We start from the raw sequence: 23835 nt of genomic DNA on the forward strand, positions 1-23835 counted from the left end.
GACGGACCGCGAGCGGATGCCCCGCCGCGGTCGTCTTCGCGTGCTGCTCGGCGCCGCGCCAGGAGTCGGCAAGACCTTCGAGATGCTCGCCGAGGGCCGGCGCCTGCTGCAGGAGGGCCGCGACGTCGTGATCGCGGTCGTCGAGACCCACGGCAGGGCGGCCACCCTGGCGCAGACGATCGGCCTCCCCGAGATCCCCCGGCGCACGGCGGTGCACCGCGGCGTCGAGCTCACCGAGCTCGACCTGGAGGCGGTGCTCGAGAGGTCGCCCGAGATCGCCCTCGTCGACGAGCTCGCCCACACGAACATCCCCGGCTCCGCTCATCCGAAGCGCTGGCAGGACGTGGATGCGCTGCTCGACGCCGGCATCGACGTCATCACCACCGTCAACGTGCAGCACATCGAGTCGCTCAACGCGGTCGTCGAGAAGATCACGGGCATCGCCCAGCAGGAGACGCTGCCGGATGCCGTGGTCCGCGGCGCCGACGAGATCGAGGTCGTCGACCTCGCGCCGCAGTCGCTGCGGGACCGGCTCTCCGCGGGCCTCGTCTACCCCGCCGAGCGGATCGACGCGGCCCTGTCGAACTACTTCCGGCTCGGCAACCTCACGGCACTCCGCGAGCTCGCGCTGCTGTGGCTGGCCGACGAGGTCGACAGCGCCCTGCGCACCTACCGCGCCGAACAGGGCATCGAGGGCACCTGGCAGGCCCGCGAGCGCGTCGTCGTCGCGCTCACCGGCGGCCCCGAGGGCGAGACCCTGCTGCGCCGCGGCGCGCGCATCGCCGCACGTTCGGCCGGAGGCGAGCTGCTCGCCGTGCACGTCACCGCCCAGGACGGACTCCGCGACGAGACCCCCGGCGCCCTCGCCGCCCAGCGGTCGCTCGTCGAGTCGCTCGGCGGCAGCTTCCACCAGATCATCGGCGACGACATCCCCGGCACGCTCGTCGAGTTCGCGCAGGGGGCGGACGCCACGCAGCTGGTCATCGGCGTCAGCCGGCGCAGCCGCCTCACCGCCGCCCTCACGGGACCGGGCATCGGCTCGGAGATCATCCGCCGCTCCGGCGACATCGACGTGCACATCGTGACCCACGCCGCCGCCGGCGGACGGGTCGTGCTGCCCCGGCTCAAGGGCGGAGCGCTCGGCTGGCGCCGAGAGGCCCTGGGCTTCGCCACCGCCCTCGTCTTCGGCCCGCTGCTCTCCTGGGTGATGTTCACCTTCCGCAGCCCGGAGTCGATCACCGCCGAGGTGCTCGCCTACCAGCTGCTCGTGGTCGTCGTCTCCCTGGTCGGCGGTCTGCGTCCGGCGGTGTTCGCCGCCGTGCTCTCCGGGATCACGCTGGACTTCCTCTTCGTCGCGCCGCTGTTCACCATCACGATCGCCCACCCGCTGCACGCCCTCGCGCTCAGCCTGTACGTCGTCATCGCGATCCTGGTCAGCCTCATCGTCGACCAGGCCGCCCGCCGAGCACGCACGGCCCAGCGCGCCGCGGCCGAAGCCGAGCTGCTGGCCGCGGTCGCCGGCAACGTGCTCCGCGGAGACAACGCCGTGCTCGCGCTGGTCAGCCGCACGCGCGAGGCGTTCGGGCTGAGCGGCGTGCGGCTGCTGTCGCCGGAGGGCGAGCTGCTGGCCAGCGACGGCGAACCCGTGGCCGACGGCCGGGCGACGACCGTACCCGTCGGGCTGACCGTCACGGGAGCGCCGCGGGCCCTCCTGGAACTCAACGGCGCTCCGCTCGACGGCCCGGAGCGGCGACTGCTCGACGCCATCGTCGCGCAGCTGTCGGCGGCGATGGAGCACACCGACCTGCGCGCGACCGCCCGTGAGGCCGAGGCGCTGGTCGAGACCGATCAGGTGCGCAGCGCCCTGCTCTCCGCGGTCAGCCACGACCTGCGCCGTCCGCTCGCCTCGGCGGTCGCGGCGATCGGCGGACTCCGCGGGGCGCACGAGCTGTCGGCATCCGACCGCGACGAGCTGCTCGCCACGGCCGACGAGAGCCTCGCCACGCTGTCGACCCTCGTGACCGACCTGCTCGATGTGAGCCGCGTGCAGGCGGGGGTGCTCGCCGTGTCGGCCACGCGGATGGATGCCGCCGGCACCGTCCTCGCCGCGGTCGACGAGCTGGGCCTGGGGCCGGCAGATGTCGAGCTCACCCTCGACCCCGACCTTCCCGCGCTGTACGCCGACCCCGTGCTGCTCCAGCGCGTGATCGTGAACGTGCTCGCCAACGCCCGCCGCCACTCGCCCGACGACACCAGGGTGATCATCTCCACCAGCGCCCTCGGCGACCGCGCGGAGATCAGGGTCATCGACCGCGGAGACGGCGTGCCCGTCGAGCGCCGCGACCGCATGTTCCAGCCCTTCCAGCGCTTCGGCGACACGGACAACACGACCGGCCTCGGCCTCGGTCTCGCCCTGTCGCGCGGGTTCACCGAGGGCATGGGCGGTAGCCTGACACCCGAGGACACCCCTGGAGGCGGACTCACGATGGTCATCTCCCTGCCGCTGGCCGCAGGACTCCCCGAGCCGGAGACGGAATGAAGCTTCTCATCGCCGACGACGACCCGCAGATGGTGCGGGCGCTGCGGATCACCCTCGCCGCCCACGGATACGAGGTCGTCGTCGCCCCCGACGGGGCCGCGGCCATCGCCGCCGCCGCCCAGACCCACCCCGACCTCATCATGCTCGACCTCGGGATGCCGCGGCTCGACGGCATCGAGGTGATCCAGGCGCTGCGCGGCTGGACGAACGTGCCGATCATCGTCGTCTCCGGGCGCACCGGCTCGGCCGACAAGGTCGAGGCGCTCGACGCCGGAGCCGACGACTTCGTCACCAAGCCGTTCCAGGTCGACGAGCTGCTCGCGCGGCTGCGGGCGCTCTCCCGCCGCAGCGTGCCCGCGGGCGGCGAGTCGACCGTCGGCTTCGGCGACGTCGTCGTCGACCTGGCCACCAAGACGGTCACGCGCGCCGGTGCGCGGGTGCACCTGACCCCGACGGAGTGGCGGATGCTGGAGCACCTGTCACGGCATCCCGGCGCCCTGGTCACGCGGCAGGACCTGCTGAAGGAGATCTGGGGCAGCGAGCAGGTCTCCGACTCCGGGTACCTGCGGCTCTACATGTCGCAGCTGCGCAAGAAGCTCGAGGCCTCCCCCGGTGCACCGGAGCACCTGCTCACCGAGTCCGGGATGGGCTACCGGCTCGTGCTCTGAGGAGGCTCTTCCTCTGAGGAGACTCTTCCTCTGAGGCCGCTTCTCGCCCGAAGCCGCTCCCCGTCTGAGGCCGCTCCTCGTGCGCCCGAGATCCGGAAAATCGACCGACATCCGGATGCTGCGGCCGACGGCATCCGGATCTCGAACCATCCACCGGACACCGGGCGCGACCTGCGGCGGTTCGAGCGGTCCAAAGGTGCCGGGCCGCGGGAGGGCAACGCTGCGTCTCCCCTACGCCCCAGATCCGGAAGAACGACCGACATCCGGATGCTCGGGCCGACGGCATCCGGATCTCGAGCCATCCGCCGGATCCCGGGCGGCCCCTCGGCGGACCCGGGGCATCGGGGCACCGGAGCACCGGCGCACCGGACAGTGCGTCCGGGCGGGGAGAACCTATGCCGCGGATGCCGGCGCCGCAGCGGGAGCCCAGTGGAAGCGTTCGATGACACCGGAGAGCCCGGGAACGCGATACAGGCCGAGCAGCAGCAGGTAGCCGAGCATCCCACCGGCGACGTTGGAGAGCAGGTCGTTGACGTCGGCGATGTGCCCTCCGGCGAAGTACTTCTGCGCCGCCAGCTGGATCAGCTCGATGCCGAGGCTCGTGCCGACCACCGCCAGGAGCACCTTCCCCCACGTCGGCTTCGCGAGAAGCAGCGGGACGAGCATCCCGAGCGGCACGAACACCGCCACGTTGATCAGCGCGTCCTCGATCTCGTAGTCGGCGAAGGGGATGAGCGCGAGTCCGGGGGTCCAGTCATCCGGGCCGATGATGGGGTTCACGAAGATCGGGAAGACCGTGTTCCCGACGATGCCGGCGGCGTACACGGCCAGGGCGGCGGCCACCAGCGCCCGCGGAACGGAGAGCAGCCGCTTCGCCACGAGGCGCCACAGCAGCAGCCCGAAGATCACGATGCCGAGGGGGATGACCACCGGCAGCACCGGAACCTGAACCTGCTCATAGACGCCTTGCACGATCGTCAACGCTAGCCGACTTCGTATGTGAGGTTTCCGAAGGCGCTACGCCATCGCGGCGTCGATGAGGACCTCGGCTGCTCCGCGCGCCTGCACGGCGACCTGCGGATCGGCGGAGATCGCCGCGGTGCTCTGGGCGCCCTCGGCGAGGATCGAGAGCTGCGCGGCGAGGGATGCCGGGGCGCCCGCCTCGACGACGAGGCCCGCCATGTACGCCTGGAACGAGGCCTTGTGCTCGCGAACGATCGTCGCGACCTCGGGGTTGGTGCCGCCGAGCTCGCCGAACGCGTTGATGAAGGCGCAGCCGCGGAAGTCGCCGGTGCAGAACCAGTCCTCCAGGTAGCCGTAGACCGCGAGCAGCCGGGCACGCGGATCCGTGCCGGCATCCGCCACCGCCGCCGCCAGCGACGACTCCCACTCGCGGTGCTTGCGCTGCAGCACCGCGGCGACGATGTCGTTCTTCGCGGGGAACAGGGCGTACAGCCGCCGCAGCGACACGCCGGCGGCAGCGCGGAGCTCGTCCATGCCGACCGCCGCGTAGCCCTTGCGGTAGTAGAGCTCCTCGGCAGCGGAGAGGATGCGCTCGCGGGCGTCGTCTTCGGTCATGCCCCCAGTGTACTTGACATGAGAACGATCGTTCTCTAGATTGGAGCACATCGAGCGAGAACGATCGTTCTCACCGAATCGAAAGGACACGATCATGGGTTACATCACCGTCGGACAAGAGAACAGCACCCCGATCGAGCTGTACTACGAAGACCAGGGAGCAGGCCAGCCGGTCGTGCTGATCCACGGCTACCCGCTCGACGGCCACAGCTGGGAACGCCAGACCCGCGAGCTCCTCGCCCAGGGCTACCGGGTGATCACCTACGACCGCCGCGGCTTCGGCCAGTCCTCGAAGGTGAACTCCGGCTACGACTACGACACCTTCGCCGCCGACCTCAACACGGTCCTCGAGACCCTCGATCTGCGCGACGTCGTGCTCGTCGGCTTCTCGATGGGCACCGGAGAGCTCGCCCGCTACGTGGCGCGCTACGGCCACGACCGCGTCGCGAAGCTCGCCTTCCTCGCCTCGCTCGAGCCCTTCCTCGTGCAGCGCGACGACAACCCCGAGGGCGTCCCGCAGGAGGTCTTCGACGGCATCGAAGCCGCCGCCAAGGGCGACCGCTTCGCGTGGTTCACCGACTTCTACAAGAACTTCTACAACCTCGACGAGAACCTCGGATCGCGCATCAGCGAGCAGGCCGTCACCGGCAGCTGGAACGTCGCCGTCGGCAGCGCCCCCGTCGCCGCCTACGCCGTGGTCCCGGCGTGGATCGAGGACTTCCGCGGAGACGTCGACGCCGTGCGCGCGGCCGGGAAGCCCACGCTGATCCTGCACGGCACGAAGGACAACATCCTCCCCATCGACGCGACCGCCCGTCGCTTCCACGAGGCCGTGCCCGCGGCCGACTACGTCGAGGTCGAGGGCGCCCCGCACGGGCTGCTCTGGACCCACGCCGACGAGGTCAACGCCGCTCTGAAGGACTTCCTCGCGAAGTGATCGAATGCCGCGGCGGCGCCCCCGTCGCGGCATTCCCCAGGTCGCACGCCCGGTCCCGTCCTTCGCGGATCGACGACCGGGTGTGCGACCGGAGCGGAGGAGGGCGGCTCAGCCGCGCATCGCGACGCCGCGGCGCCAGTAGCCCATGAAGGCCACCTGCCCGCGGTCGACGCCGAGGTCCTTCACCAGGTGCCGGCGCAGCGTGGTGACGACGCCGCTCTCGCCCGCGATCCAGAAGTAGCGATCGGCCGGCGCATCGGCCGCGGCGATCTCCTCGCCGAGGCCGGAGTAGTCAGGGGTCTCCCACAGGAGATCCTCGCCGTCGATGTCCTGCACCTCGAGGGCCGACGGGGCGTCGCCGAGATGGGTGAGGACCGCGGGCATCAGCGCCGATCCGTGCAGCTCGCCCTCGGCCCGGGGCAGCCAGGTGACCTCGACGCCCGAGGGCGCATCGATCGAGAGGATGTCGGATGCCGTCGGCACCTCGATGAACGCGGTGCCGCGGAGCTCGCGCGGGGCGTCCTCCAGGATGCGGGCGATCGCCGGCGCCGCGGTCTCGTCTCCGGCCAGCAGCACCGACCTCGCGGTGCCCGGCGCGAACTCCGCCCCGCCGTGCACGCTCGCGGGGATGCCGCGACGCGGCCCGACGATGAACACCGGCTGGCCGACCTCGGCGGAGCTCGCCCACGTCGACGCGGGGCCGGTGAGGCCGGGCTCGAGATGCAGCACGAAGTCGACGACCACCTCGGTGCCGGCATCCGTCACCCTCAGCTCGCGTACGGAGTAGGTGCGCATCGATCCGCGCTCCTCCTCCGGCACGGCGAGGTAGGAGCCCCACCAGTCGTCGGAGTCGCGGTCGATCGCCGGGATCGCATGCGGCGCGGGCGGGAAGATGATCTTGATCCGCGCGTCGAAGACGTCGCCGGGCGTACCGAACTCGTCGAGATCCTCGCCGCCGAAGGTGATCCGCACGAAGTTCGGCGACACCCGGTCGACCGCGCGCACCTCGGTCAGGGCGAGCGCGTAGGTCGGACGGGCCTTGGTCTCTGCAGCGGTGGTGGTCTCAGCGGACATGATGCCTCCCGATGGGTGTGACGAGCGGTGTCCCCGACACCGGGTCGATGGTGACGTGGTTGGCGAGCCCGAAGACCTCGCGGACCAGCTCGGCGGTGACGACCTCGTGCGGGGTGCCGACGGCGTGCACGCGGCCGTCCTTCATGGCGACGAGCTCGTCGGCGTAGCGGGCGGCGAGGTTGAGGTCGTGCAGCACCATCACGATCGTGGTGCCGCGCGAGACGCTGAGGTCGGTGAGCAGATCGAGCACCTCGACCTGATGGGCGACGTCGAGGAAGGTGGTCGGCTCGTCGAGCAGCAGGATGTCGGTCTCCTGCGCGAGAGCCATCGCGATCCACACGCGCTGGCGCTGCCCGCCGGAGAGCTCGTCGACGCTGCGGTCGGCGAGCTCGGTCGTTCCGGTCGCGGCGAGCGCGTCGGCGACCACCTCGTAGTCGTGCGCGGTCCAGCGCGACAGCATCCTCTGGTGCGGATGCCGGCCGCGTCCGACGAGGTCGGCCACGGCGATCCCCTCCGGAGCGACGGGCGACTGCGGCAGCAGCCCGAGGACCCGTGCGACCTCCTTGGTCGGCCGCGCGTGCAGGGACGTGCCGTCGAGCACGATCTGCCCCGAGGTCGGCGAGAGCAGGCGCGCCAGCGCGCGCAGCAGCGTCGACTTGCCGCATCCGTTCGCCCCGACGATCGTGGTGATCCTGCCGGGAGCGATCTGCAGATCGAGCCCGTCGATGATGGTGCGGTCTCCGTAGGCGAGGGTCACGGCCTCGGCCGACAGGGTGTGCGCCTCGGTCACAGGGAGCCTCCCGAGCGGTTGGTGCGGATGAGCAGGTAGATCAGGTACGGGGCGCCGAGCACGCCGGTGATGACGCCGACCGGGTAGCGCTCCCCGAAGGCGAACTGGCCGATCAGGTCGCCGCCGAGCACCAGCACGGCGCCGACGAACGCGCTCGGCAGGAGCAGGTTCGCGCCGGGCCCGGTGAGGCGGGCGGCGATGGGACCCGCCATGAACGCCACGAAGGCGATCGGCCCCGTGGCCGCGGTGGCGAAGGCGAGCAGCGCGACCGCTCCGAGGATGAACAGCAGACGGGTGGGGGTCACGCGCACGCCGAGCCCCGCGGCCGAGTCGTCGCCCAGCTGCATCGCGCCCATCGCCCTGCCCTGCAGGAGCATGAGCGGCAGGATCACCGCGGAGGCGATCGCGAGGGGGATGACGCGCTCCCAGGAGGCGTTGTTCAGGCTGCCCGTGAGCCACTGCATCGCCGTCTGGATGTCCCACTGCGCCGCCCGCGACAGCAGATAGGAGATCACGCTCTGCAGCATGGCCGCGACGCCGATCCCGATGAGGATCAGCCGGGTGCCCGCGAAGCCGCCCTTGATCGACAGCAGGTAGATCGCCCCGGCGGTGAGCAGCGCCCCGCCGAGCGCGAGGAGCGAGACTGCCGGCCCGCTCAGCGAGAGCACCACGATGCCGATGACCGCAGCGGCTCCCGCACCGTCGGCGATGCCGATGATGTCGGGGGAGGCGAGCGGGTTCCGCAGGAGGGTCTGGAAGCAGACCCCGGCGATGCCGAACGCGAACCCGGCGAGCACCGCGAGCACCGAGCGCGGCAGCCGCAGCTCGCCGACCGTGAAGGAGGCGCCGGGGACCGTCTGCCCGAGGATGACGCGCACGACCTCGCTCGGACCGTAGAAGGTGTTGCCCACCATGAGCGCGACGGCCAGCAGCGCGAACACCAGGACGCCCAGCGCGATCGTCGTGCGCGCGTGCCTGCGGTGGCGGGAGCGGCGCCCCGCGATCACGGCGGCGGCACGGTCGGTCGCGGCGAGCACCGCGGTCTCGGTGGCGGTCACAGTTCACGCACCTTCTGGCGGCGGACGATCCAGATGAAGAAGGGGGCGCCGATGACGGCGGTGATGATGCCGACCTGGATCTCCTCGGACGAGGGGGCGATCACGCGGCCGATGACATCGCTCGCGAGCAGGAGCGCGGAGCCGGTGAGAGCCGAGAACGGCAGGAGCCAGCGGTGGTCGGTGCCGATGAGCATCCGGCAGGCGTGGGGCACGATGAGGCCGACGAAACCGATCGGACCCGCGATCGCCGTCGCCGCGCCCGCGAGGATCACCGCACCGAGCGCCGAGACGAGCCGCGTGCGGAACACGTGCTCGCCGAGACCGGCGGCCATGTCGTCGCCGAGAGCGAGGGAGTTCATGCCCCGCGCGCTGGCGATGCAGATCAGCGCGCCCGCCGCGAGCACGGGAGCAGTGATCGCGATGCGCGGCCACTCGGCGCCGCCGACGCCGCCGACCTGCCAGGACTGGAACGCCGGGAGCAGATCGACGCGGGGCAGCATGATCGCGCTGATGAGCGAGGCGAACGCGGCCGAGGTGGCGGCGCCCGCGAGAGCGAGCTTGAGCGGCGTCGCTCCGCCGCGGCCGAGTGAGCCGACCGTGTAGACGAAGGCGGCGGCCGCCGCCGCGCCGACGATGGCGAGGGCCATCTGCCCGTACGGCTCGGTGAGACCGAAGAACGCGAGGCCCACGACCACCGCGAGAGCGGCGCCGTTGGTGACGCCGAGGATGCCGGGGTCGGCGACCGGGTTGCGGGTCACGGCCTGCATCGCCGCGCCCGAGAGAGCGAGGGCGGCGCCGACGAGGATCGCCAGCACGGTGCGCGGGACGCGCTTGACGATGGCGGCCTGCGAGATCGTCTCATCGTGCCCGGAGAGCGCGGCGAGGATGTCGGACAGGCCGACCTCGCGCACCCCGAAGGACACGGAGAGGATGCCGAGCACGACGATGAGTGCGACGCCGGCGAGGAGCCAGGCGGTGCGCACCACGACCGGGCGCCGCAGGTCTGCGGCGCCCGGTCTCCCGCTGGTCGCGGTGGTGATGGTGGAGCTCACGATGAGGTCGTTCCGCCGGCGCGGACCCGATGTCAGCTCGCGGCGAGCGGCTTCGCCAGCACGGCGAGGTAGTCGTCGAGACCCCACGGGATCGACAACGGCGACGGGTTGGCGGATGCCGCGAGCGGCGTCGCGTCGCCGAGCACGGCGATGCGCCCTTCGGCGATGGCGGGGATCTTCGACAGCAGCGGGTCGGCCTGGAGCACGGGGATGATCGACTCGTCACCGTAGACGACGAAGACGTCGACGTCCTGGAACTTCTCCGCCTCCTCCGAGCTCACCGTCTGGTAGAACTCGGTGCTGTCGGCGCTCTCCTCGACGATCGAGGGGTACGGCAGTCCGAGGTTGTCGTGCAGGTAGCCGGGGCGCGTGTCGACGGCGTTGTAGAAGCCGATCTGGCTGAGGTCGGACGCGTCGATGTAGGAGAACAGCAGCTTCTTGTCCTTGAGCACGCTGTGCGCCTCGAGCGCGGCATCCGCCTCGGCCTTCAGATCGCCGATCAGCTTTTCGCCCGACGTGGAGAGGCCGATGGCCTTCGCGTCGAGACGGATCATGACGTCGATCGAGGTGCCCCACGCGACGTCGGGGTAGGCGACGACGGGCGCGATCTTGGAGAGCGTGTCGTACTGCTCCTGCGTCAGACCGGAGTAGGCGGCGAGGATCACGTCGGGCTTGGTGTCGGCGACGGCCTCGTAGTCGATGCCGTCGGTCTCGTCGAACAGCACGGGGGTGTCGGCGCCGAGCTCGTCGAGCTTGTCCTCGACCCAGGGCAGCACGCCGTCGCCGTCGTCGTCGCCCCAGGTCACCTTGGCCATGCCGACGGGCACGATGCCGAGGGCGAGCGGGACCTCCTGGTTGGACCAGGCGACCGTGGCGACCCGCTCGGGCTGCTTCTCGATCGTGGTCTCGCCGTAGGCGTGGGCGATGGTCACGGGGAACGTGCCGTCGGCGACGACCCCTGAGGAGTCGGCGGAAGACGTGGGCGCGCCTCCGGTAGTGGTGGACCCCGCGCAGGCGGTGAGGCTCAGGGCGAGTGCGGCGGCGCCGAGGGCGAGGAGACGGGAGGTGCGCACAGGCGTTCCCTTCGGTTCGGGTGAGGGGGCGTGGCGCTGTTCGCGCCGGAAGGCTTTGGTAAGCCTGGCCTAACCTAACACAAACGTTTAGGTCACCCTAACTCCCCCGTAACGCAGAAACCGGCCGGACCCGTGAGGGTCCGGCCGGTTCAGGAAGTCAGCGCGCGCTCAGAGAGCGCGGATGTTCGCCGCCTGCATGCCCTTGGGGCCACGCTCAGCGTCGAATTCGACCTTCTGGTTCTCGCGGAGCTCCTTGAAACCGGAGCCGGCGATAGCCGAGTAGTGGGCGAAGAGGTCGTCCGAGCCGTCATCAGGAGCGATGAAGCCGAAGCCCTTCTCCGCGTTGAACCATTTCACAGTGCCAGTGGCCATGTGTTTCTACTTTCTGTTGAAATGACCGCTTTCGCAGTCTGCGCCGCGGCGGAACATCCACCGCGCGCGCTCCGTCACCGTACCACGCCCGGCTGACAGTCTGCTCGTTCATTCCCCCGGGACGAAGAAGCAGCCCGAGGCGTCCGTGGTCGTGGCCGCCATCAGGTCGTCCATCTCGTCCATCCGGCGCTGCGTCATCACGAAGGTCTGCGGGTCGGACAGGAAGGCGATGAACACCAGACCCGCCCCGCTCGGCGGGTCGAAGCTGTAGCTGCGGCGCAGCATCAACGGGCGTCCGATGTGCGACGGGTGCGCACGGCGCGCGTGGCTCGCCGCCGGGGTGAGCAGCCTCCCGTCCGCGGTCTTCGCGAACAGGTCGACCTCGTCGTCGGGGCCGCCGCCCGACAGCGGGGCGCCGGTGTCGCGCGAGCGCCCGACGGCCTGCTCCTGCGCAGCCACGGGCTGCGCGGTGAACGACGCGGAGATGAGCATGCGACGGACCACCAGGTGCGTGTCGTGGTGGGCGGCATCCGTCCAGACCCCGGCCTCGCGCAGCTCTGCCGTGCGCGGGTTGACGATCCCGTCGATGAAGCCGGTCGAGGTCCGCGCCGTGCCGTGGGGGGTCGGGGCGTCGCGGTAGCCCGCCTGCTGCCACACGATCCTCGCGCCGAGAGCCGCGACCACCGCGTCCGCGGCATCCCGCGCTCCGGATGCCGTCTCGGCGCACACCTGCACCGCGAGGTCTCCTCCCGTCACGATGGCGGGATCGTCGTGCGCGAACGCGGGGAGCTCGGATGCCGCGGCGGCGCGCTCCGGCCACAGCGTGAGCGCGTGCGCCGGGGCGTAGCCCACGGTCACCGTCACCTCGCCGGCATCCGGCGGGGACTCGACGCGCGACGCGGCGGCGACCAGCGCGGGGAGAGCGGCCGACTCCACCCCGTCGAGGGCGAGGACGCGCAGCGCGAGGTGCCGTTGCGGCACGTCGGGGAAGGTGATGCCGGGGCGCCGGTCGGCGTCCGGCGCCGGCGATGCGGATGCCGTCGGGGCTCCCTCCGCGGTCGATGCGTCTCCGTCGACCCCGCGCAGCAGCCAGCCGGTCGCGCCCGCGGCGACCGCGGTCCCTGCGGCGACGGCGGCCCCGACGAAGAACCCGCGGCGGGTGGGCCCCGTTCCCTCGTCAGCCATCTGCGTCCCCGAGCTCCAGCCCGGCCGGTCGCGGAAGCGGCGCGTCGTCGGTGAGGAGGATCACGAGGCGCTCGTCGTCTCCGGCATCCATCCGACGCAGCCGTCCGTCGCCGTCGAGCCAGAGCCTCGTCACCGCCTCGCCCCCGCCGTCGACGCTCGGCAGCCGGAACACCTGCTGCTGCTCGCCGTCCACCTCGACCTCGCCGAGGTGACGCGCATCGGACTGCCGCAGCAGCTGCGCGTTCTCGGGCCGGTCGGCGGCGAGCGCGAAGACCACCGACAGCGCGGAATCGAGGGCGGCCTCGCTCTGCCACTGTCCGTCGACCTGCCGCAGGAACGCCGTGGGCGAGAACGCCACGGTCTCCTCCACGGCCAGTGACGAGGGCCCGCGGAGCATGACACCCCACGCGGCGTGGGCCACCGGATCGAGGGTGACCTCGTACTCGCGGTGATCCACGTCGTCATCCGCGAGCATGCTGATGTGCAGCACGACATCTCCCCGGCTCGCGACCTGGAACCGCGTCTGCGCGAGCATCTCCGACTGTGCGACCGTCAGCGGCTCGCCCTCGTCGGACAACCCGACTTGGCACCCGGTCAGGAGCAGCACGGATGCCGCGACCGCCGCGACGGCGGCGAGCATCCGCCTCACGACCCCGACTCCGCCAGAAGATCGGCCGATGGCACGGACACGGCGCTGAGATCGGGCATCTCGACCGTGCGCGGCAGCGTGCGGGGCGTGTCGTCGACGTCGTCGAGTCCGGGGCGCTGGGGCGGCAGGGCGACCTTCGAGAACATGATGCCCGCCGGCCCCGGCGCCTGCGTGAACGAGCCCGGCGCCGTCGCGCATCCGCTCAGCCCCGCGGGAACGGTCGTCGCGGAGGCGTCCAGGGTGAAGCAGTTGTCCGAGCCCGTGGCCCGCTCGTTCGGCGCGAAGGCGACGTCGAGAGCGTTCCCCGCGAAGACGTCACCCGCGAGAGAGGTGCCGGTGGGGGCGAAGTCCTCCGACGACGTCACCCACACCCCGGCCGCGCTGTGCCCCGTGATGAGGTTCGCCGTGACGACGGCATCCACCGTCCCGCCGAGTCCGACACCGACGCCGAACGCGCCGCCCGCCTGCTCCGGCGTCTGCGCCTCGTTGTTGTCGGCGATCACGTTGCCGACGATCTGCACGCCCGCGGTCGGCCCGTGCGCCTCGAGGTAGTTGCTGAGCACGCTGATGCCGATGCGGTTGCGCACGATCCTGTTGCCGGTGATGACGACGCCCGACGCGTTGGCGAGCTCGAGCCCCGCGGCGTTCATCGTGATGACGTTGTCCTGCACGAGCGCTGCGCACTGCTCGCACTGACCCACGTAGATGCCCGAGTCCGAGCCGCCGCTGGCGAGGTTCTCGCGGATCACCCCGTCGGTGCGGTTGAAGGCGTAGATGCCGTACAGGCCGTTGTTGTTCGCCGTGACCCGCTGCACCAGGTAGCCGGGCACCGGCGGCGGGCTCTGATCGGGGAGGTAGCCGTCGGGGCCCCGCGCGATGCCGGCGCCGTTCTCGTCGGTGACACCCGTGATGAGAACGCCGTTCTGCAGGAAGTTGCGGACGGTGAGGTTCTCGACCGTGATCCGCTCCCCCGTGCCGACGACGCCGTTGCTGCGGGTGAGCTCGCCGTCGAGGATCACCGCATTGCGGTCCTCGCCCCGCACGGTCACGTCGTCGCCGCGCACGTCCAGGCTCTCGGTGTAGGTGCCGGGGGCGATCAGGATGATGCCGCCGTCGGCGACGAGCGCGCCGGCATCCGTCAGCGACGCGTCCTGCGGGACGCGCACGACGTCCTTCTTCTCCTGGGGATCGGGGGACGCTCCGGCCGCGCAGCCGACGAGGGATGCCGCAGCCAGGAGCACTGCCACCAGGACGGGGGCGACTCTCTTCACGTGAGCACGCTACCGGCGAGGACGCGACGCCTCGGGCGCCACACCGGCCTGTGACCCCCGAAAGGGGTCACAGAGCTTGAGCGCTGATCGGGAACTCGCGCCGGCCCGACGTCAGCGGCTGACGAGATCACCCGCGGCGAGTGAGCGCTGAGCCACCACGGCCGCCTCCGTGCGCGTGCTCACGCCGAGCTTGCGCAGCACCGCCGACACGTGCACGCTCACCGTCTTGACGCTGATGAAGAGCCGCTCGCCGATCTGCCTGTTGCTGAGCCCCTCGGCGATCAGGTCGAGCACCTGGTGCTCTCGCGCGGTCAGCGCATCGGCATCCGACGCCGCACTCGTGCCGAGCCCCGCGGCCGCAGCGAAGGCCGCGACGGAGGACTGCAGCTGCACGTGACCGAGCTCCTCGGCGATCTCGGCCGCCCTGCCCAGAAGGGCGGCGGCTTCGACGCGGTCGCCCGCGGAGACGAGCAGGCGTGCGAGCGCGAGTCGGGTGACCGCGCGGAACACGACCGGCACGTCGTCGCCGTCGGCGAGTGCGATCGCCGCGCGGAGACCGGACGTGCTCGGCGCGAGCAGCGCGTCGAGGAGAGCAGACCAGGAGTCGCCCCTGAGCTGCTCGCCCTGCGCATCCCAGGCCGCGCGCACGGCGGCGACGGCGACGGTCACGTCGACGCCCTGTGCCCGCAGCTCGGCGATGATCCATCCCGACTGCAGCATGAGGCGCCGCTGGTGCAGCAGCACGGGGCCGTCGTCGCGGAGCATCGCGAGGATCGCATCGAGCGCGCCGGGGAGATCGCCCCTGCTCTCGGCGACCGCGACCGTCATGACGGTGATGTCGTACCAGATCTGCCGCTCGACGGTCCCCGTCTCCTGGAACGCGGACAACGACTCGTTCAGCAGCTCGGCAGCCTCCTCGTGCCGCCCGCGCCACGACAGCACCCGCACGCGCGTCATCGTGGTGTACATGCGGAACACCCGCAGCGTGTTCTGCGAGAGCTCGCGGCGGAGCATCTCCTCTACGCGCTCGATCTCGCCGAGCTCGAGCAGCGGCACGGCCATGTTCTGCGTCATCACCGAGCCGGAGGTGCGCTCGACGCCGAAGGTGCGCGACCGCGCCAGCCCCTCTTCCGCGAGCGCGACGGCCTCGCGGTACCGGCCGAGCAGCGTCAGCAGATCGGAGTAGTTCACGCGGTAGCGCAGCTCGGCGGTCGAGCCTTTGGCGAGGGTGCGGGCGAGCTCGTACTCGCGGGCGCCGACGTCGAGGTCTCCGCCGTGGGCCGAGGAGGCCGCACGCACGTTCGCGGCGATCGAGGCCTCGTCATCGGACCCCGCGCGGGCCGCGAACTCCCCGGCCTCGACGCCGAGCGCGTACCCGCGGTCGAGGTCGCCGGCGATCATGTACCTGCTCGCGAGGTTGTTGAGGATCGTCGCGCGCAGTCGGTCGTCGTCGACCCTCCCGTCGAGCACCGCCAGGGATTCGTGCAGCAGCGCGATCGCGCCTGGCCGCCCGAGGTTCATCGTGTAGTACGCCTTGTCGCGCAGCAGCCGCGCGTGCAGACGAGGATCGACGACGGCCGGATCGAGCTCGCCGAGAGCCACGTTCACGACGGCGAGCGCGCGTTCGCCGTCTCCGGCGTTGCGCAGGATTGACCCCAGCACCAGCAGCAGGTCGAGCCGATCGATGTGCGCGGCCTCCGCGGCATCCGGAACCTGCGCCCACAGGCCGAGCGCCAGCTCGCCGAACCGCGCCGCACTCGCGAAGGCGAACCGGGCCTTCGCATGGCGCATGGCGTCGACGGCGGCGATCAGCGCCCTTCGGTCGTCTTGCGCGAGCTGCCAGTGGTACGCGAGGGCCGCGGCATCGGCGCTGTCGCTGCCGTCGCACTGCGCCTCCAGCGTCTCGGCATACGCCCGATGCAGCCGCGCGCGCTCACCGGGGAGGAGGTCGTCGTGCACGGCCTCTCGCAGCAGCGCGTGACGGAAGCGGTAGTCGTCGTCTGCGACCACGAGGATGCCGCTGCGCGTCGCCTCCCGCACGGCCTCGTCGAGCCGGTCGTCGGGCACGGTGGCGAGCTCGACCAGCAGCGGATGGGACAGCGGACGCTCGGCGCCGGACGCCACCTGGACCACGCGGCGGGCGTCGTCGGAGAGGCGGTCGAACCTCGCGAGCAGGAGATCGCGCAGCCCGTCGGGGAGAGGGCCCTTCGAGCATCCGGCGATCTCCTCCACGAAGAACGGCACCCCCTCGGCCCGCTCCTGGATGCGGTCGAGAGCCAGCGCGCTCAGGGCATGGCCGGTGATCTGCTCGACGATCTCCCGCACGGCGTCGATGTCGAGGCGCTCCAGGGACACGCGCTCGAGGAGTCGCGCCCTGGTGGCCTCGCCGATGAAGCGGCTCACCGCGTCGCCGCGGCGCACATCGTCGGAGCGGCAGGTCAGCAGGAGGAGGATGCGCCCCCGCCCGAGGGCGCGCAGCAGGAAGGAGAGGATCGCGAGGGTGGATTCATCGGCCCAGTGCAGGTCTTCGACGACGAGAACCTGCGGAGCGCGTTCGGACGCGCACTCGATGAGGCTCGCGATCGCGTCGCGCAGCCGCTCGGGGCTCGTGCTCGCCCTGTCGTCGGACGTGGAGGCGAGCTCGGGCAGAAGCATGCCCAGCGCGTCGGCGCCGGCCCCGACGACCTCGCGCACCCGCTCGACGCCGACCGTCTGCACGATCGAGCGCAGGATGCCGGTGAGCGGACCGTACGGAGAGCGCGCGGTGCCGAGATCGAGACACCAGCCGACGTGGATGTCGGCCCGGTTCTCGATCTCGTCGGCGAACTCGCGCAGCAGCCGGGACTTGCCGATGCCCGCCTCACCCTCGACGAGGAGGGCGGTCGGCACCCCGCCGCTCGCGCGCTCGAAGAGCAGGCGCACGTGCGCGAGATCGGCGTCGCGGCCGACCATCGGAGCGCTCGGAGCGAGAGGGGGCATGGACTCATCGTGCCACTCCCGTCGGACATCCGGGGCTGCTGTCGGCAGAACGATCGTCACCGTGCGGCGACCGGCTCGCAGGTCGTCGGCGACGGGCTCTGCGCACGCGTGCGCGAACCCGCGGCGAGACGACCCAGCATCCGCCGGATCACGCCCTGCGGGCGGGCGACGATCTGATCGGCGTGCTCGGCGATGAACCGCGCGCGCTCGGCGGAGCGCTCCATCTGCTCCTGCTCGAACCGGGTGATCTGCTGGCTGAGGTACGGGTGCTCGTACATGGGGGTTCTCCTCTGTGGGTGTATGCCTACACTCCGCTCTGAGGCGGGACCCCGGCATCGGGCACCTTCCCTATCTTTCGGACGGGGGGTGCCTAGGCGCGTCCGTCTCCCGAACCGGGGGCGCCCCCGGCCGCGCTCGTGACACGGCGCTGACGCACCCAGGCGCCGATGATGAAGCGCGCGTCGTCGCTCTCGAGATCCACGCCGATCGACTCCGCCGCGCGCGCGAGCCGGTAGTACACGGTCGCGCGGTGCACGCCCAGCCGATCGGCCAGATCGGCGACCCTGGCGCCGTGCGCGACGTACGCCTCGAACAGGGCGAGGACGTCGGGGGGCGCGTCGGCGAGACGGCGCAGCGGCTCGGGGAGCAGGTGGGCAGGCGGCTCAGCCGCGAGGAGCGTGACGATCGACGCGGCGACCGGATCGGCGGTCCACGACGCGGACCTGCTCTCGCGCGATCGCGCGACGCGCACGGCGACCAGAGCCTGCTCGTACGACTCCCAGCTCAGCGAGAGCTCGCCCACCGGGGAACCCACCCCCAGGACCCCCTGGAGCGGCTCGCTCACGTCGGCCGCATCCGTCTCCCTGATGATGGCCGCCACGACGTTCTCCATCGCCTCACGAGTCGGCTCGTTCCGGAAGCCGAGGAGGATCAGCGCCTCGGGCGACGTCGGCACGAAGCTGTACGCGTCGATCATGGGGGTCGTGATCGCCCGGAGCAGCGCCCGCGAGATCACCTCCCTCGACGGAGGGCCGTCCCAGGGAGACCACTCGGCGCTCAGAGACAGGCAGAGCGCGACGAAGTGGCGCGAACGGGTGAACATGCCCAGATCGAGGAGCTCGTCCGCCGCCCTCCGACGGCTCGGCTCATCGGGGGCGAGGAGGCCGAGCATCTCCGATTCGACCTCGGCGTTGACCGCCGCGATCGACTGCGAGACGCTGACCAGGAGCGCCCGCAGCGTGTCGGCGGTCTCCAGCACGAGGAACGCCTCGCTCGGGGTGAGCGGCCGGGTGAGGGTGATCCAGAGGAACCCGAGCACCTCGTAGCGGGAGCGCACGGTGATCACCAGCCGCTCGTGCTCCATCCCGAGCTGCGGCTCGACGCCGAGCACCCGCGGGACGAGCTGCGCGTGCAGGCGCCACGCCCTCATCTCGACCACCAGCGCCGGCGCGGGACGACGTGCGGTGAGGGTGTGCAGTCTGGCGGGATCGAGATCGTCGAAGTGCGCGCTGCTGGCGAGCAGGGTCCACTCGGCATCCTCCAGCACCACCGACCGCTGCAGCGCCATCGCCAGCCGATCGACGGTCTCCTGAACGGCGTCGAACATCGCACCTCCGCTCCCCGACCGGCGGGACGACTCCGATCCTACGCCGCGCTCGACGCCGCCGTCACTCGACGATCCGCCCGCCCTTGAGCACGGCGGCGACGTCGGTGAAGCGCCCGATCTCGTCGAGGTGAGCGCCGGGGACCGCCACCAGATCGGCGAAGCGTCCAGGGGCGACCGCGCCGACGTCCGCAGAGCGTCCGAGGCACTCCGCCGCGACGCTCGTCGCCGACTGCAGCGCCTGCATGGGCGTCATGCCCGCCTCCACGAACTCCGGCAGCTGACCGGCGTTGCGCCCGTGCGGGAAGACGATGGCATCCGTGCCGTAGGCGATGCGCACCCCGGCCTCGACCGCGAGGCGCACGGCGGCCCGTGCCGACGTCCCGACGCTCGCGGTCTTCTCGCGCACGCCGATCGGATGCTCCTCGCGCTCGGCGTGCTCCTCCACCCAGTTCAGCAGGTAGGTGGTCGGCACGTAGTAGGTGCCGTGCTCGATCATCGCCGACATCGCCGTGTCGCCGAGCATGGTCCCGTGCTCGATCGTGCGGGCGCCGGCGCGGATGGCGCGCAGCGCACCCTCCTCCCCGTGCGCGTGAGCAGCGACGTAGAGGCCGTACAGCGCCGCCTCGTCGACGCAGGCGCGCAGCTCCTCCTCGGTGTACTCGGGCGCACCGGGCACCGTGCCCGAGGCGTACACCGCACCGGTCGCGATGATCTTGATCACATCGGCGCCCCGATGGGCGATGCGGCGCACGGCCGAGCGCACCTCGTCGACGGAGTCGGCGACGCCGAAGCGGAAGGACGTGGGCAGCGGGATGTCGAGGGCGAGGTCCGTGATCTCGCCGCCGCCGGAGCTGCACGTGACGTAGGCGCCCGCGCAGACCATGCGGGGCCCCTCGCAGATCCCGGAGTCGATCGCGTCGCGCAGATCGCAGTCGACGAAGGCGCGGAAGCTGCCCACGTCGCGGACGGTCGTGAAGCCCGCGCGCAGCGTCGCCCTGGCGTGGCGCACCCCCAGCAGCGCATCGCGCGCGGGGGAGCCGGTGAGGTACGGGCTGTAGCTGCCGCGCTCCAGCTCGCCGATCAGATGGGTGTGCAGGTCGATCATCCCCGGAGCGACCAGGTGGTCGCTGAGGTCGAGCACGTGCTCGCCGCCGTGCCGGGAGGGCGACCAGGGCTCGACCGCGGCGATCCTCTCGCCGTCCAGCACGATCGCGTGGTCGGCGAGCACCTCTCCGGCGAGCACGTCGGCGACCGCTCCGGCGCGGATCACCCTGATGTCCGTCGCCGCGCTCATCGGACGACCTCCACACCCTCGACCGCGACGAGTCTTCGGCCGAAGCCGATGCGCACGACGATCATCGCGACGGCGACGGCGGCGCCCACGATCGCGAACGCGGCGAAGTAGCCGGTCTCGTTCTCGCCCGGCACGAACCCCTCGCCGGTCACGCCGGCCGCGGCGATCCCCATGGCGACCGCGAGGTAGTGCACCGAGAGCATCCTGGTCTCGAACCCCGGGGGTGCGACGGCCGTCGCGAGGGACAGGCCGGAGGGGGAGACCACGACGTCGGAGGCGCCGAAGACGAACACGATGAAGACGAGGACGATGATCGGCGTGAGCCCTCCGGCTCCCGAGGCGACGGCGAGCCACCCCATGCCGATGGCGCATCCGGCGAACGCGACCGCGAACTTCACGGCGAGGGAGGGCTGGCGATCGCCGAGCCGACCCCACACCGCGGCGAGGATCGGCGCCACGAGGATCGTGCAGAGGGGAGCGATGCCGAGCACCGTGGACGGCGGCAGCTCCACGCCGAACACGACGCGGTCCGTGCTGGCCTCGGAGTGGATCGCCACGGTCGTGTAGAGCTGCTGGTAGAGCATGGCGAACACGCCGGTCGCGACGAAGAACGGGAGGTAGCGGATGACCCGGCCCTTCTGCTCGCGGGTGAGATCGCGGCGCGAGAGCAGCTTCACCAGCGCTCCGACCGCGAGGACGAGGGCCCCGAGGCCGACGATCGTCGCGGGGTTGAACCCTGCCGCGACACTGCCCACCACCAGCGCGATCGCGAACGCCACCGCCGCGATCGGCCACGCGAGGGCCCAGCCGCGGACGCCGGCCACCGGGACGGGCGGCGCCGTCGCCTCGGTGCCGCGTCGGAACGGCAGGTAGATGAGGAGTCCGATCAGGATCGCCACGGCCGACGCGAGGAAGCCGAGTCGGAAGCCGACGGCCGACTGCAGCACGCCGCTGAGGGTGATGCCGATGAGCGCGCCCCCTGCACTGCCGAGGTAGTAGACCGTGAAGCCCGCCTCCCGGTGCGACTCGTGCGCGTCGAGCGTGCCGCCCAGCACCACGCCCTCGCTCACCCACATCGAGGCGGCGCCGAACGCGATGGCGATGAGTCCGATCGTGAGCCCGATGGCGCCGGGGACGATCGCGAGGGTCAGGTAGCCGGCGAACGCGAGCATAGCGCCGTAGCGGAGTCCTCGCCCCGCGCCGAGCACGTTGTCGGCGAGCCACCCCATGAAGATGGTGGCGAGGAAGGTCGCGGCGCTCGACGTCGACACGATCGCGATCGCGACGGCCGGCTCGAGAGCCAGGCCCCCCTCGCTCGCGGAGAAGTACACGTAGTAGACGAGGATCGTCTGCATCCCGTAGAAGGAGAGGGCGTCGAAGCCGGCGAAACCCGCCACGGGGAACATGGTGCGAGGCAGGCCGAAGAACGTGCGCCCGACGGGTGGGGCGTCTGTCGTGCTGCTGAGGGTCATTGCGCCTCCATCGGAGCAGTGGTGCCGCCGCGCGGCTTCAGGGTTGTCGAGAGTCAATCCGATCCCCGAGGCGCCGAGGATCCGACAGGCGTCGGAATGTCCGGCGGAACCTGCGACAGATGTCGCCTCCACCGCCATGATCCACCCGCGACCATGGTCGGATGAGCATCGACGCAGATCTGCCCTTCACCCGAGACGAGTACGCCGATCGCCTGCGACGTCTGCGGGCGGCGATGGCCTCGGCCGACGTCTCCGTGGCGGTCCTCACCGCTCCGGACACGATGGCGTGGCTCACCGGCTACCGCAGCCGGTGGTACCGCCAGCACACGTCGACGTCGATGCCCCCGGCGCAGTGCGTGGTCCTCCACGTCGAGGAGGGCGCCCCGTTCCTCATCGAGGCCGGCTATCACGAGGAGCTCGCCCGCACGACGACCGTGCTCGACGACATCCGCACCCTCTCCACGACGGACGAGACCAGGGAGTCCACCCTCGGCGAGTACGTCGCCTTCCTCGCCGAGCAGCTGCGGCCGTGGGCGGGGAGCCGCGTCGGCATGGAGCGGTGGAGCTGCATCCCGAGTCCTGCCGTCGCCGACGTGGTCGACGAGATGCTCGACGGTCTCGGATGCCGGGTCGTCGACGTGACCCTGCCGTTCCGGGGCGTCCGGCGCCTCAAGAGCCCCGCGGAGATCGGGAAGATCGAGGCGGCGCAGCGCGCGGCGGATGCCGGCATCCGCGCGATCCTCTCCGAGGCGACGCCCGAGACGACCGAGCTCGAAGCCTGGGGCCTCTACTCCCTCGGCATGGTGCGCGCTGGGGGCGAGCCCGCCGTGCTGCACGAGACCGTCGCCGCAGGGTCCTCCGTGTCGGCGCTGCACCGGCTGAGCGGGCACACGCGCCTCGGCTCCGGACCGGTCGTCCACCCCGACATGGCGTCGGCCGTCGACGGCTATCACGCCCGCGCGACCAGGCCCCTGATGTTCGGCGCGCCGTCGGCGGAGCACATGCGGGAGGTCGCCGTCGCCGCAGAGGCCTACGAGATCCTCGCCGAGCACGGCAGGGTCGGCGAGCCCTGGCGGGTGCTGCTCGACGCGCTCCGACGCCACTTCGCCGACAGCGGCGTCGACGGGTCGGGAGCCGGAGGATACGAGCTCGGCCTCTCCGTCGCTCCGACGGACTGGGTGGGCGAGTTCTGCTGGTCTCTCGGGGATGACAGGGACGACGTGATCGAGGCGGGGCTCGTGACGAACTTCGAATCGTGGAACTCCCTGATCCTCGTCGACACGGTCGTGTTCGAGCAGGACGGCCCCCGCTTCCTCTCCTCCCTCCCCCGCGAGATCCTGGAGTTCTCGTGATCGGGGCGCCGTGGATCCGCGAGTTCGAGATGCCCGTCGTGCACGGGAGTCTGCGCGTGCGCGAGTGGGGCGACCCGCACGGTCCGCTGGTGGTGTTCCACCACGGGACCCCGAGCAGCTCGATCGCCGTGCCCGGCGGATGGAGCGGACCGGCATCGGCGGGTGTGCGGCTGTGCTCCTATGACCGCCAGGGCTACGGCGGCTCGCCGACCCTCCCCGGTCGGACGGTCGCGGATGCCGCGGACTGGAGCGCCCGCATCGCCGACGCCTGCGGGGCCGACCGCTTCGCCGTCATGGGCACCTCCGGCGGAGGCCCGCACGCCGTCGCGGCAGCGGCCCTGCTCCCCGACCGGGTGACGGCGCTCTGCGTCGACGTCGGGATCGGCCCGTCCGGGTTCGGCTTCGATGCGTCGAAAGGCATGGTGCCGGAGACACTCGCGGAGATCGACGCGGCACGGCGGGGCGAGACGGCGCTGCGTGCGTACGTGGAGTCGCTCGGCGACGGCGCGGACGCCCTGAGCGACTGGGTCGAGCGCCTGCCCCCGAGCGACCGCGAGGTGCTCGGCCGCGCAGACGTGCAGCATGAGGAGTCCGTCGAGGCCGACGAATGGGCGGCGCAGGGCGTCGAGGGCTGGATCGAGGACGATCTCGCCCTGTTCGCGCGCGCGTGGTCCTTCGACGCCGCGGCGATCACGGCGCCGACGCTCCTGGTGTACGGCGGAGCGGACGTGCTCGTGCCGTCCGCGCACGGAGAGGCCTGGCTCGCGCTGATCCCCCACGCGGAGCTGCGGATCGTCGCGGGCGGCGGGCACTGGCTGCGCGATCACGAGGTCAGCGCCCTGCGCTGGTGCGCAGCGCAGGGCGCGGCGGCTCCCGTCGTCTGAGC

General features: G+C 71.7%; 21 protein-coding genes. 5 read left to right on the forward strand and 16 right to left on the reverse strand.

Annotation, left to right across the window (positions count from 1 at the left end):
• Positions 1 to 16 precede the first annotated feature (16 nt).
• On the forward strand, positions 17 to 2539 hold the full coding sequence (locus LC438_RS16970; protein ID WP_105673242.1) for an ATP-binding protein: 2523 nt from the start codon (positions 17 to 19) through the stop codon (positions 2537 to 2539).
• Positions 2536 to 3207 (forward strand): response regulator, encoded by a 672-nt coding sequence (locus LC438_RS16975; RefSeq protein ID WP_105673172.1) that lies wholly within the window; start codon positions 2536 to 2538, stop codon positions 3205 to 3207. Before LC438_RS16970 ends, LC438_RS16975 begins: the two co-directional genes overlap by 4 nt.
• 393 nt (positions 3208 to 3600) lie before the next feature.
• On the opposite strand, the gene LC438_RS16980 is transcribed toward LC438_RS16975, so the two are convergent.
• Complete coding sequence (locus tag LC438_RS16980; protein WP_223587269.1) at positions 3601 to 4179, reverse strand: VanZ family protein; 579 nt, start codon at positions 4177 to 4179, stop codon at positions 3601 to 3603.
• A 45-nt stretch (positions 4180 to 4224) separates the two neighbouring features.
• On the reverse strand, positions 4225 to 4785 hold the full coding sequence (locus LC438_RS16985; RefSeq protein WP_223587270.1) for a TetR/AcrR family transcriptional regulator: 561 nt from the start codon (positions 4783 to 4785) through the stop codon (positions 4225 to 4227).
• Positions 4786 to 4879: 94 nt separating this feature from the next.
• Here LC438_RS16985 and LC438_RS16990 point away from each other — a divergent pair, with 94 nt between their 5' ends.
• The gene (locus LC438_RS16990) at positions 4880 to 5722 is read left to right on the forward strand and encodes an alpha/beta fold hydrolase (RefSeq protein WP_223587271.1); all 843 of its coding nucleotides are present in this window, start codon (positions 4880 to 4882) and stop codon (positions 5720 to 5722) included.
• A 108-nt stretch (positions 5723 to 5830) separates the two neighbouring features.
• On the opposite strand, the gene LC438_RS16995 is transcribed toward LC438_RS16990, so the two are convergent.
• From LC438_RS16995 to LC438_RS17060, 14 genes are all read right to left on the reverse strand, one after another.
• Positions 5831 to 6796: a siderophore-interacting protein gene (locus LC438_RS16995; protein ID WP_105673169.1), complete on the reverse strand. Its 966-nt coding sequence runs from the start codon at positions 6794 to 6796 to the stop codon at positions 5831 to 5833.
• Positions 6786 to 7586, reverse strand: a complete 801-nt coding sequence (locus LC438_RS17000) for an ABC transporter ATP-binding protein (RefSeq protein WP_105673168.1) — start codon at positions 7584 to 7586, stop codon at positions 6786 to 6788. Before LC438_RS17000 ends, LC438_RS16995 begins: the two co-directional genes overlap by 11 nt.
• Positions 7583 to 8644, reverse strand: coding sequence for an iron chelate uptake ABC transporter family permease subunit (locus tag LC438_RS17005; protein WP_223587272.1), 1062 nt, complete (start codon positions 8642 to 8644; stop codon positions 7583 to 7585). Before LC438_RS17005 ends, LC438_RS17000 begins: the two co-directional genes overlap by 4 nt.
• Positions 8641 to 9696, reverse strand: a complete 1056-nt coding sequence (locus tag LC438_RS17010; RefSeq protein ID WP_223587273.1) for an iron ABC transporter permease — start codon at positions 9694 to 9696, stop codon at positions 8641 to 8643. Before LC438_RS17010 ends, LC438_RS17005 begins: the two co-directional genes overlap by 4 nt.
• Before the next feature lie 32 nt (positions 9697 to 9728).
• On the reverse strand, positions 9729 to 10769 hold the full coding sequence (locus tag LC438_RS17015) for an iron-siderophore ABC transporter substrate-binding protein (RefSeq protein WP_223587274.1): 1041 nt from the start codon (positions 10767 to 10769) through the stop codon (positions 9729 to 9731).
• A gap of 168 nt (positions 10770 to 10937) precedes the next feature.
• Positions 10938 to 11141, reverse strand: a complete 204-nt coding sequence (locus LC438_RS17020) for a cold-shock protein (protein ID WP_017831237.1) — start codon at positions 11139 to 11141, stop codon at positions 10938 to 10940.
• A 108-nt stretch (positions 11142 to 11249) separates the two neighbouring features.
• Positions 11250 to 12326: a Dyp-type peroxidase gene (locus LC438_RS17025; protein WP_223587275.1), complete on the reverse strand. Its 1077-nt coding sequence runs from the start codon at positions 12324 to 12326 to the stop codon at positions 11250 to 11252.
• Positions 12319 to 12966 (reverse strand): hypothetical protein, encoded by a 648-nt coding sequence (locus tag LC438_RS17030; protein ID WP_223587276.1) that lies wholly within the window; start codon positions 12964 to 12966, stop codon positions 12319 to 12321. Before LC438_RS17030 ends, LC438_RS17025 begins: the two co-directional genes overlap by 8 nt.
• A 5-nt stretch (positions 12967 to 12971) precedes the next feature.
• Entirely contained in the window at positions 12972 to 14246 is a 1275-nt protein-coding gene (locus LC438_RS17035) for a right-handed parallel beta-helix repeat-containing protein (protein ID WP_223587277.1), read from the reverse strand.
• A 111-nt stretch (positions 14247 to 14357) separates the two neighbouring features.
• Entirely contained in the window at positions 14358 to 17225 is a 2868-nt protein-coding gene (locus LC438_RS17040; RefSeq protein WP_223587278.1) for a LuxR family transcriptional regulator, read from the reverse strand.
• A 56-nt stretch (positions 17226 to 17281) separates the two neighbouring features.
• Positions 17282 to 17503, reverse strand: coding sequence for a hypothetical protein (locus tag LC438_RS17045; protein WP_223587279.1), 222 nt, complete (start codon positions 17501 to 17503; stop codon positions 17282 to 17284).
• Between the two features lie 92 nt (positions 17504 to 17595).
• Positions 17596 to 18831, reverse strand: a complete 1236-nt coding sequence (locus LC438_RS17050) for a CdaR family transcriptional regulator (RefSeq protein WP_223587280.1) — start codon at positions 18829 to 18831, stop codon at positions 17596 to 17598.
• Positions 18832 to 18892: 61 nt separating this feature from the next.
• Positions 18893 to 20125, reverse strand: coding sequence for an amidohydrolase family protein (locus LC438_RS17055; RefSeq protein WP_105673161.1), 1233 nt, complete (start codon positions 20123 to 20125; stop codon positions 18893 to 18895).
• Positions 20122 to 21597, reverse strand: coding sequence for a peptide MFS transporter (locus tag LC438_RS17060; protein ID WP_223587281.1), 1476 nt, complete (start codon positions 21595 to 21597; stop codon positions 20122 to 20124). Before LC438_RS17060 ends, LC438_RS17055 begins: the two co-directional genes overlap by 4 nt.
• A gap of 161 nt (positions 21598 to 21758) precedes the next feature.
• On the opposite strand from LC438_RS17060, the gene LC438_RS17065 reads away from it, so the two are divergent.
• Together LC438_RS17065 and LC438_RS17070 are read left to right on the forward strand one after the other, a co-directional pair.
• Positions 21759 to 22949 carry a Xaa-Pro peptidase family protein gene (locus tag LC438_RS17065; RefSeq protein ID WP_105673159.1) on the forward strand — a complete coding sequence of 397 codons (1191 nt, stop codon included), beginning with the start codon at positions 21759 to 21761 and terminating at the stop codon, positions 22947 to 22949.
• Complete coding sequence (locus tag LC438_RS17070) at positions 22946 to 23833, forward strand: alpha/beta fold hydrolase (RefSeq protein WP_105673158.1); 888 nt, start codon at positions 22946 to 22948, stop codon at positions 23831 to 23833. The genes LC438_RS17065 and LC438_RS17070 overlap by 4 nt, the downstream gene beginning before the upstream one ends.
• Positions 23834 to 23835: the final 2 nt, after the last annotated feature.

The organism is Microbacterium sp. OVT16B, assembly GCF_019969705.1.
Lineage (GTDB): Bacteria > Actinomycetota > Actinomycetes > Actinomycetales > Microbacteriaceae > Microbacterium > Microbacterium natoriense.